Consider the following 8,763-nt stretch of genomic DNA (forward strand, 5'->3'; position numbering starts at 1 on the left):
CGGTCCCGAGCCCACAGGCGAGATGTGCATGTCATGCCAATGGTGCACGGGCTCCGGATTCGTTCAGCGCTCGCTGGTCCATGTCCCCGGCCCCGACCCGTTCGGCGCGGGCGGCGAGACGGCGATGCGGGCGGGCCAGTGCCGGCACTGCCTCGGCAGCGGGATCTACGACTCGGGGCTCGACCCCACGCTGGAACACTGGCGGCAGGAGCCGGGGCCCTGAGGCGGGCGGCCTCCGCCGGGCGGTATCCGGGCGCGTGACCGCCTGCGGCAGTCCGGGCGGCCGGATCGCCGCGTAGTCCGCGAACCGCCGGGTCCCGCACACATCGCACCGCAGCGCACCGCCGGTACGGGTCCAGCCGGCGCGGTGCGGGCACCTCACCATGTGTTCGCCTCGGACAGCAGGTGCGCGCTACGGAAGTGCTGCCGCACGGCGATGGCGGCGTCGACGGCCTCGTCCTCGTCCCCGCCGCGGGCCTCTTCGTAGGCGACCCTCAACGCGACGCACCGCCCGCACCCGACGGGCGAGGCGGACGCCCCGTCCCGCACCCCGGCGGCGACCCGCTCCTCCCGGCCGGCGAGCCGCAGCGCGGTGGGCGGCACGTCCCATTCCTTGCCCCCTCGGGGTGGCCGCACCTGCACGTGGGGGCCGAGCGTGCCCATGACTTGCGCGAGGGTGGCGGTACGGGTGTCTACGACGTAGGCGCCGGGTCGGTAGGTCATGGGGGCGGGGTGCTCGGTGTCCAGGCCGGGGCCTGGATCCGGGTGCGGCGTGGCGGTGTTCGGCACGGGGGTTCCCTTCGGGTGTTCGGTCCATGAGTGCCCTCACAGCCTTGCGATCCGGCGCTACGCTCAACAGGGGGTGACTGTTGTCCAGAACCCGGACAACGCAAGGGAGTTGAGGTGAAGGAACGTCCATTCGAAGGCGAGAACTCCGCGCGATGGGTGCTCGCGTTCGAGATCCGGCGCCTCCGGGAGGAGTCCGGCAAGTCGCTGGCCCAGCTGTCGGAGGACACCTCCTACGACCGCACCTACCTGCACCGTCTGGAGACCGGCGAACGGCTGTCCCAGCTTCCCGTGATGGAGGCACTGGACGGCGTCTACAAGACCGGCGGCCTGCTGACCCGGCTGTGGGGACTGGCGCGGCAGGAAGTCTTCATGGACCGGTACCGGACGTTCATGCAGTACGAGGCGCAGGCCACGATCATGCACAAGTACATGCTGGCGGTACCCGGTCTGCTCCAGACGGAGGACTATGCCCGGCTCGTGCTGTCCTCCGGCCCCGTGCCCGACAGCGGTGACCCGGAAGAGCACGTCGCCGCCCGGATCGGCAGGCAAGAGCTGCTGCGCAGGGACCCTCCGCCGAGCATCCGGGTCATCCTTGATGAGGCCGCCCTTCGCCGGCCGCCCGCCGACCGGCGGGTGTGGCGGGACCAGCTCGCGCACCTGGTCCGGTCGGCCAACTCGCCGTACATGACGATTCAGGTGCTGCCGTTCGAAGCCGGAGTGCACGACCTCATGGGAGGTTCCCTCACCTTGCTCTGGCTGCCCGACGGTCAGTCACTCGCCTACTTCGAGAGCAGCAAATCGGGTGAGTTGATCGATGACACGGCCGAAGTCGCCCAGCACCGCCTGTCCTACGATCACGTCCGGGACCTGGCGCTCTCGCCACCGGATTCGGTGACATTCATCCAGCACGTCATGGAGGACAGCACGCCATGAGAAGCACCCTCGATCTCACCGCCGCCACCTGGCACAAGAGCAGTTACAGCAACGGTGGCGACGCGAACTGTGTCGAAGTCGCGGACAACATACCCGGCGTTGTCCCGGTCAGGGACAGCAAGAGCCTCCACCGGCCCACCCTCGTCTTCTCCGCTCGGGCATGGTCGACGTTCATAACGGCGGCCAAGGATGGGTACTGCCCATAGGCGTGCCGACAACCGCCGCCGCACCGGCCCTGGGAGGCAGGACATGGACCCTTCCCGCCGCAGCGTCATCGGCGCGGGGCTGTTCTCCGTGGCTCTCACCGTGCCCGACTGGCCCGACGTCGTCGGCCGCATGGAGGCCGTACAGACCGGCCGCGCCCAGCGGATAGGGATGGCCGAGGTCGACATGGTCATCGCCATGACCGAACGCGTCTCCGAACTCGACGACCAGTTCGGCGGCCGTCACGCCCGCCCCATGGCCGCCGCGTTCCTCGTCAACACCGTCGCCCCCTACCTCAAGGCCGACGCCCCCGAACCGGTCCGCAAGGCGATGATGTCGGCCGCCTCCGACCTCTGCTACCTCACCGGTTACATGGTCGTCGACGAAGGCGTCCACGGCCTGGCCCAGCAGTACTACCTCAAGGCCCTCCAACTCGCCGGCGCCTCCGAGGACCACCTCACGTACTGCACGACCCTGCGCGGCATGAGCGTCCAGGCGGTCGACCTGGGCCATGGCCCGGCGGCGATGCGGCTGGCGGACGCGGCGGCGGCCGCGTCCCCCAATGCCGGTCCGAGAATGCGGGCTTTCCTGGCCGGGCAGCAGGCGCACGCGGCCGCGCAGACCGGAGATCGCAACAACGCGCTGATCTACCTCCGCGAGGCGGAGGCCGCCATGGACAAGGCGGAATCGCGGGAGAAGGCGTTCGGTTCGTACGACCCGTCGTCACTTCACTACCACATCAGCCATGTGCGCCATGAACTCGGCGACTTGCCTGGGGCAGTGGAAGCCATGAAGGAATCCGACAGGCTCTGCTACGACATCTATCGCCGTTCGCGGGTCAAAGAACGAGCCACGCTCGGCGAATTCCACATGCAGGTCGGCCACCTGGAAGCGGCTTGCGCGGCGTGGAACGAGGCCCTGGACGAATACCCGCTGGTGCAAAGCGGCCGGGTCGACCAGCGCATGCAGACCATGTTCGCAATGATCCGCCCGCATCTGCGGAACCCCGCCGCCCGTGACCTCCACGAACGGGCCCGGCTCGTCACCCCCGCCTCGCTCCTCGCCTGAGCTCGCCCCTGACGGTTGCGACTGGTCGACCGCTCACACGGACGAGGCTCACAGGTCCCCGGCGACAAGCGTCGCAGGAGCGTGCGCCTCTGCCGGAAGGTAGCGGTCGTTGCCGTCGAAACGGGCGTTGTAGCCGTTGACGGTTTCGTTCACGAGCTCGGCAGGCGGCGCGAGCGGAGCGTCGCACGTGGCGTCGCCGTGGCTGTCCGTGGCGCGCTGGCACAGCATTGAGTGGCCGGGGGTGTACATGCGGATGTACGCGCCGGAGACCGGGTTGCCGTGGTCGTCGGTCAGGTGGGCGCGCAGGGTCTGATGCGTGTTGAGCAGGGCCTGCTTGCCCATGTAGAGGTCCAGGATGGTCGCCTTGGGGGCGTGATCGTAGGCTTCGGCGGTCACCGAACCGCTGAGACCGAGAGCGGTGGCCGCACAGAGGACGGCGAAGGCGCGCTTGAAGGGTTGGGACATCGGTGCGTACTCCTACGGCAGTTGGGCGGCGCGGGGCGGATGCCCTGGCACGGATGGAGTAACGCAGACAGGCAAGCATGGTTACGCATGGTCACTTGATCACATCGGCGACCCAGAGTCGCTTCCGCACAGGCGTGCGGTTGCTGTTAACGTGCCCCGCCGCGGCTGACTCACCTAATTCAGGAACGGCAATTGACTCCCCATTCCCTCGCGTTCTACATGAACGTCGTCACCTCCGGCACCGTGCTCGGCGCGAAGCCGACCGATACCCCGGATCGGGTCACCGAAGCCCTCGGGCCGGACTTCGCCGAGAACTCCTTCCACGATTCCAGCATGTGGCGCGATTACGGCATGGCCGAGTTCTTCTGGCACCGCGAGTCCGCCGAACACCCCTGGACAGGCACTCATTTCAGCCTGCAAGTGCACCGGCTCGCGGATTGCGGCGGCAAGGTGGTCAACGGGACGATCCGCGACCGGTACGGACGGTTCGACCGGCGGCTGCGCTTCGAGAAGCTGCGGAGACTGCTGGAGAGGCGCGGCACGCGCCTGGTGGAGGTCCCGGAACTGGACGTGCAGTCGCCGTGCTACCGCACTTACTGGCAGCCCGATTCGCTCGTGTCCGTCACCGTCATCGGAGCGCACGAGGAGTTCATGACGCCGGACAATCTGCGGATCGGCGATGTGTACAGGATCAGCGGCCCTATGAGCCCGGAGGAAGTGGAGTGGCGCAAGCGCCAGTGAGCCATGGTCGGCCCAGGCACAATTCAGTGGCAGCGATCCGCGGCGTGCTGCTTGGATGCGCGATGTGACCTTCCCAGACCCAGATGACCACCGTGAACTGCTCGACCGGCTTGAGCGGTACTACGACGCCGTTCCCCGCTCCAGTGCCCGCGTCGAGGACTTCGGCCCGCTGTCGCTGTTCGTCCGGAACGGGCAGGGGTGGCCCTTCTACGCCCGCCCGGCGCTGGGGTGGTCCGGGGCGGCGGTGACTGCCACCGACGTGACCCGGGTGCGCGCCCGGCAACGGGAACTGGGCATTCCGGAGAGCTTCGAGTGGGTCGCCGAGACCTCCCCCGCCCTGCGGGCCGCAGTCGAGCGGACGGGGCTCGTGGTGCACGAGCACCCCTTGATGGCGCTCGACCCGCACGCCCCGGCCCTCACCCTGCCCGACCGGGACGACGACGTGGTGATACGTACCGTCGGCCCCGACGATCCCGTGCTGCCGAGCGCGCTGGCCGCCCCTCACCTGGCCTTCGCCGATCCTGGAACCCGGGTCGGTACGGCCGGCGTGGCGGAATTGCGCGAGGCGATGCGGGACCGTACCGCCGGTGACAAGTCGCTGGAACAGGCGGCGGCACGCATCCGGGCCGGTCTGACCTGCTTCGCCGCCGCGGTGCGGGACGGCACGGCGCTGTGCGCCGGTCAGCACCAGCCGGTCGGGACGGTCAGCGAGGTCGTCGGAGTGGGAACCCTGCCGTCCGCACGCCGCCGCGGCCTCGGGCTCGCGGTCACCGCGGCGCTGGTGGCCGACGCCCGGGCGCGCGGTGTCGAGACGGTGTTCCTGTCCGCGGGCGACGACGATGTCGCGAGGATCTACGCCCGGCTCGGCTTCCGCCGCGTGGCCACCGCACTGATCGCCGAGCCCGTGGAGTAGCGGCGGCTCATGGGCCGTTCGGCCCCATGCCCGGATTCTCCCCCTGCCGTCATCCCAGCCGCTTCGCCAGCGCCGTCAGCAGGTCCACGACCCCGCTCGGCCCGTCGACCACCAGGTCGGCCCGCTCGGCGAGTTCCGCGACCTCCGCGCTGCCGCTGCACACCAGCACGCCGGCCAGCCCGTCCGAGCGCAGCTTCTCCACCGCCGCGAACGCGGCGAGGTCACCGAGGTCGTCGCCGGCGTAGAGGACGGACTCGACGCCGGCTTCGCGTACGTACTCGGCGAGGGCGACGCCCTTGTCGATGCCGGGCGGGCGCAGTTCCAGGACCAGGCGGCCGGGTTCGACGATCAGGCCGTGGCGTTCGGCGAGCGTGTGCAGGGGGCCGCTCAGTGCGTCGAAGGCGGCCTGCGGGTCGGCGGCGCGGCGGGTGTGGACGGCGATGGCGCGGCCCTTGTCCTCGACCCACGTGCCCTGCCAGGCGCCGGACGCGTCCAGCACGCCGGGCAGCTCCGCCTGGACGGCGGCGACGCCGGGGTGCGGGGCGGGCGCGCTGACGGTGCCGGTGACGGCGTCCCAGCGTTCGGCGCCGTAGTGCCCGAGGACGACGAGGCTCTCCAGGCCCGGCACGCCGGCGAACCCGCCGTACCGCACGGCGACGCCCGCCGGCCGGCCGGTGATCACGGCTACGGACCCGAGCTTCGGGGCGAGGCTTGCGAGCGCGGGCACGGCGCCGGGGTGGGCGCGGGCCCGTTCGGGGTCGGGGACGATGTCGGCGAGGGTGCCGTCGAAGTCGAGGGCGACGACCGCGCGCCGCGGCTCGGCCAGCAGGGCGGCAAGGCCCTCGCGGCCGGCGGGGGTGACTGGCTCGGGGAGCTGCTGACTGCCCATGGGGCCGACCCTACTGCCCCCGGCACCGGGACGGGCCGGAACCGGCCTGTCCGCCGGGGGTCAGCGCCGCTCGCGCCGCGCGTCCCGCAGCCGCCGGAGCCGGTTGACGGTGACCGGGTCGTGGGCGAGGGCGCGCGGGTCGTCGAGCAGGGCGTTGAGCAGCTGGTAGTAGCGGGTCGGGGTGAGGCCGAGGCGCTCGCGGATGGCCCGTTCCTTCGCGCCGGGGCCGGGCCAGGTCCGCCCTTCGAGGGCGAGTACGGCGCGGTCCCGGTCGGAAAGGAGGTCCGGCTCCTGGGGCGGGCTCACGGGCGCCAACCTAGCGGCTGCCGGTGGCCAGCGCCTCGCGCTGGATCTCGCTGAGCACGCTGCCCGGGTCGCCTCCGGCCTTGACCGTCGCGCCGATGCCTTCCTTGAGGGCCTTGCTGACCTTGGCCCAGGACGTCTTGTCGGCAGGGTAGAACTCGGCGTTCTCCATCTGGTCCAGGAACTGCCACAGGTTCTGGTGGTCCCTGTCGCCGCGCATCTTCGCGGAGGCGCTCGACGTCACCGGCAGCAGGTCGTACTGGCCGGTGAAGTCCAGGACGTTCTTGGTGCTGTAGACGAAGTCGAGGAACGTGCCGATCGCCTCGCTGTTGCCGTTCTGCTTGAAGGCCATCATCCAGTCGGCGACGCCCATCGTGGACTTCGACTTGGCCGTGCGGCCCGGCAGCGGCGCGGTCATGAACTTGATGCCCTTGGCCGCGGCCTGCTGCATCAGCGTCGGGTGGCCGTTGAGCATGCCGACGTTGCCGGCCGTGAACGCGTCGAAGATCTCCTGCCGGTTGGTGCGGGAGGGGTCACTGGGGCCGGTGAGCCCCTTGCCGACGAGCTCATCGCGCAGCCAGTTGAAGGTCTGGACGTTGTCCGGGCTGTCGATCGTGTACGAACCGTTGCGGTCGGTGTAGCCGCCGCCACCACCCAGCATCCACATCATGGTCTCGGCCGGGGCCTCCTCGGGCCCGAGCGGCAGACCGTAGGGGATCTTGACTCCGGCGGCCTTGAGCTTCACGGCGGCGGCCTGGAGCTCGTCCCAGCTCTCGGGCGCCTTCGATATGCCGGCCTTGGCGAAGAGCGTCTTGTTGCAGAAGAGCAGGCGGCTGGAGGAGACGAACGGCAGACCGTACTGCACCCGGTGCACCTCGCCGGCCTTGGCGATCGAGGCGATGAGGTCGGCCTGGGTGGGGACCGTGAGCAGCTGCTCGGCGCTGTAGAGCTTGCCTGCGGCGGCATAGTCGGCGTACGCGCCGATCTGCGCGAGGTCGGGGGCCTTGCCGGCCTCGACCATCTCGGCGACCTTGCGGTCGACGTCGGTCCAGCTGTAGACCTCGACGTCGACCTTGATGCCGCTGTGCTTGTCATGGAACTCGCCGACCAGCGCGTTCCAGTACTTCTTCGAGCTGTTGGCCGGCTTGTCGCCGTAGTCGGCCGCGACCAGCTTGAGCGTCTTGGTGCCCGTACCGGGCCCGTCGCTCCCGCACGCCGTCAGTGCGGGCGCCAACGCCGCCGTGGCGGCACCTGCCGCCGTCAGACCCAAGAACCGCCGCCGCTGCACTACTGCTGCCCACCTTCGTGGTTCGTCTTCATTCGTCTTCGTCGCTGGAGACCGTGAGTCTCTCCCGCGCGCCACCTTACGGTCCAGTCGGCTCCGGTTTCGCTTCGGTATCGCCCTTCCCTCCTCCGGCGCCCGGCTGCTATGCACGGTCCGACGCGTTCCGTATCCGCGGCACCCCGTTCCGCATCCGGCAAGGAGCACCAGCACATGTCTGATTCCTCCCGAACCGCCAACGAGATCACCACCCAGCCCGACTGCTGGCGCCGCGCCGCCGAGGCCGCCGCAGCGGCCGGGAGCGGAGCGGGGCTGCCCCGGCCGGGCGAGCGGGTGGCCGTGACCGGATGCGGCACCTCGTGGTTCATGGCCCAGGCGTACGCGGCCCTGCGCGAGGCGTCCGGGCAGGGCGTGACGGACGCGTTCGCCGCGTCGGAGTTCCCGCTCGGCCGCGCGTACGACCGGGTCGTGGCGATCACCCGGTCCGGGACCACGACCGAGGTGCTGGACCTGCTGGGCGCGCTGCGCGGCCGTACGGAGACGCTGGCGCTGACCGCCGATCCCGCGACGCCGGTCATGGACGCGGCCATCGCCACGGCCGTCCTGGACTGGGCGGACGAGGAATCGGTCGTCCAGACCCGGTTCGCGACGACGGCCCTGGCGTTCCTCCGGGCGGGGCTGGACGGCCCCGATCCGGTCCTCCGGGCGGCGGAGGACGCGGAGTCGGCGCTCGCCGCGCCGCTGCCGGAGGTTGCGCTCGGGGCGGAGCAGTGGACGTTCCTGGGGACGGGCTGGACGTACGGGCTGGCCCAGGAGGCGGCCCTGAAGATGCGGGAGGCGGCGGGCGCCTGGACGGAGGCGTACCCGGCGATGGAGTACCGGCACGGGCCGATATCGATCACGGGCCCCGGCCGGGTGACGTGGATCCTCGGCCCGGTGCCGGCCGGCCTGACGGCCGAGGTCGCGGGGGCGGGGGGCACGGCGGTCGCGGACTCCGGCCTCGACCCCCTGGCCGACCTGGTGCGCGTGCACCGGCTGGCGGTGGCGGTGGCGGAGTCCAGGGGCCTGAACCCGGACACGCCACGGGGGCTCACGCGGAGCGTGATCTTGAAGGGGTAGGGCCTGCGACGTCGTTCGCCACGAGGCCGTTCGAGGTCGCCCGCCGGGCCACTGGGC

12 protein-coding genes and 1 pseudogene are annotated in these 8,763 nt (G+C 70.8%); 7 read left to right on the plus strand and 6 right to left on the minus strand.

Annotation, left to right across the window (positions count from 1 at the left end; genetic code table 11):
* The first annotated feature begins 28 nt into the window (after positions 1-28).
* Positions 29-223, plus strand: coding sequence for a hypothetical protein (locus J7E86_RS18165; RefSeq protein WP_251019309.1), 195 nt, complete (start codon positions 29-31; stop codon positions 221-223).
* A 75-nt stretch (positions 224-298) separates the two neighbouring features.
* Here the strand turns inward: J7E86_RS18165 and J7E86_RS32060 are convergent.
* A pseudogene (locus tag J7E86_RS32060) lies at positions 299-385 on the minus strand (DUF6255 family natural product biosynthesis protein); the annotation flags it as partial.
* Positions 379-789 carry a hypothetical protein gene (locus tag J7E86_RS18170; protein ID WP_215082743.1) on the minus strand — a complete coding sequence of 137 codons (411 nt, stop codon included), beginning with the start codon at positions 787-789 and terminating at the stop codon, positions 379-381. The pseudogene J7E86_RS32060 and the gene J7E86_RS18170, both read right to left, overlap by 7 nt.
* Positions 790-903: 114 nt before the next feature.
* Between J7E86_RS18170 and J7E86_RS18175 the strand changes: the two genes are divergently transcribed.
* Genes J7E86_RS18175 through J7E86_RS18185 form a run of 3 tightly spaced genes read left to right on the plus strand, consistent with a single transcriptional unit; the run spans position 904 to position 2,994 of the window.
* Positions 904-1,722, plus strand: a complete 819-nt coding sequence (locus J7E86_RS18175; RefSeq protein WP_215082744.1) for a helix-turn-helix transcriptional regulator — start codon at positions 904-906, stop codon at positions 1,720-1,722.
* Positions 1,719-1,928: a DUF397 domain-containing protein gene (locus J7E86_RS18180; RefSeq protein WP_215082745.1), complete on the plus strand. Its 210-nt coding sequence runs from the start codon at positions 1,719-1,721 to the stop codon at positions 1,926-1,928. The genes J7E86_RS18175 and J7E86_RS18180 overlap by 4 nt, the downstream gene beginning before the upstream one ends.
* Positions 1,912-2,994: a transcriptional regulator gene (locus J7E86_RS18185; protein ID WP_251019310.1), complete on the plus strand. Its 1,083-nt coding sequence runs from the start codon at positions 1,912-1,914 to the stop codon at positions 2,992-2,994. The genes J7E86_RS18180 and J7E86_RS18185 overlap by 17 nt, the downstream gene beginning before the upstream one ends.
* A gap of 48 nt (positions 2,995-3,042) precedes the next feature.
* On the opposite strand, the gene J7E86_RS18190 is transcribed toward J7E86_RS18185, so the two are convergent.
* The gene (locus tag J7E86_RS18190; RefSeq protein WP_215082747.1) at positions 3,043-3,459 is read right to left on the minus strand and encodes a hypothetical protein; all 417 of its coding nucleotides are present in this window, start codon (positions 3,457-3,459) and stop codon (positions 3,043-3,045) included.
* Between the two features lie 219 nt (positions 3,460-3,678).
* Here J7E86_RS18190 and J7E86_RS18195 point away from each other — a divergent pair, with 219 nt between their 5' ends.
* Together J7E86_RS18195 and J7E86_RS18200 are read left to right on the plus strand one after the other, a co-directional pair.
* Positions 3,679-4,200 (plus strand): hypothetical protein, encoded by a 522-nt coding sequence (locus J7E86_RS18195; RefSeq protein ID WP_308312632.1) that lies wholly within the window; start codon positions 3,679-3,681, stop codon positions 4,198-4,200.
* A gap of 55 nt (positions 4,201-4,255) precedes the next feature.
* Positions 4,256-5,113: a GNAT family N-acetyltransferase gene (locus J7E86_RS18200; RefSeq protein ID WP_215082749.1), complete on the plus strand. Its 858-nt coding sequence runs from the start codon at positions 4,256-4,258 to the stop codon at positions 5,111-5,113.
* Between the two features lie 49 nt (positions 5,114-5,162).
* On the opposite strand, the gene otsB is transcribed toward J7E86_RS18200, so the two are convergent.
* From otsB to J7E86_RS18215, 3 genes are read right to left on the minus strand one after another with little or no spacing between them, the layout of a single operon-like run.
* Positions 5,163-6,002, minus strand: a complete 840-nt coding sequence (otsB, locus tag J7E86_RS18205; protein ID WP_215082750.1) for a trehalose-phosphatase — start codon at positions 6,000-6,002, stop codon at positions 5,163-5,165.
* Positions 6,003-6,062: 60 nt separating this feature from the next.
* Positions 6,063-6,308, minus strand: a complete 246-nt coding sequence (locus tag J7E86_RS18210) for a DUF3263 domain-containing protein (RefSeq protein WP_215082751.1) — start codon at positions 6,306-6,308, stop codon at positions 6,063-6,065.
* A gap of 10 nt (positions 6,309-6,318) precedes the next feature.
* The gene (locus J7E86_RS18215) at positions 6,319-7,593 is read right to left on the minus strand and encodes an extracellular solute-binding protein (protein WP_215082752.1); all 1,275 of its coding nucleotides are present in this window, start codon (positions 7,591-7,593) and stop codon (positions 6,319-6,321) included.
* A 207-nt stretch (positions 7,594-7,800) separates the two neighbouring features.
* Between J7E86_RS18215 and J7E86_RS18220 the strand changes: the two genes are divergently transcribed.
* Positions 7,801-8,706, plus strand: a complete 906-nt coding sequence (locus J7E86_RS18220; protein WP_215082753.1) for an SIS domain-containing protein — start codon at positions 7,801-7,803, stop codon at positions 8,704-8,706.
* Positions 8,707-8,763 lie beyond the last annotated feature (57 nt).

Origin of the sequence: Streptomyces sp. ISL-11 (genome assembly GCF_018614525.1) — a bacterium.
In the GTDB taxonomy this organism is placed as follows: Bacteria; Actinomycetota; Actinomycetes; order Streptomycetales; family Streptomycetaceae; genus Streptomyces.

Coding starts and splice junctions, on each gene's coding strand:
- J7E86_RS18190 (WP_215082747.1), bottom strand. CDS start 3,459: ATGTCCCAACCCTTCAAGCGCGCCTTCGCCGTCCTCTGTGCGGCCACC.
- J7E86_RS18180 (WP_215082745.1), top strand. CDS start 1,719: ATGAGAAGCACCCTCGATCTCACCGCCGCCACCTGGCACAAGAGCAGT.
- J7E86_RS18195 (WP_308312632.1), top strand. CDS start 3,679: ATGAACGTCGTCACCTCCGGCACCGTGCTCGGCGCGAAGCCGACCGAT.
- otsB (WP_215082750.1), bottom strand. CDS start 6,002: ATGGGCAGTCAGCAGCTCCCCGAGCCAGTCACCCCCGCCGGCCGCGAG.
- J7E86_RS18200 (WP_215082749.1), top strand. CDS start 4,256: ATGCGCGATGTGACCTTCCCAGACCCAGATGACCACCGTGAACTGCTC.
- J7E86_RS18220 (WP_215082753.1), top strand. CDS start 7,801: ATGTCTGATTCCTCCCGAACCGCCAACGAGATCACCACCCAGCCCGAC.
- J7E86_RS18185 (WP_251019310.1), top strand. CDS start 1,912: ATGGGTACTGCCCATAGGCGTGCCGACAACCGCCGCCGCACCGGCCCT.
- J7E86_RS18165 (WP_251019309.1), top strand. CDS start 29: ATGTCATGCCAATGGTGCACGGGCTCCGGATTCGTTCAGCGCTCGCTG.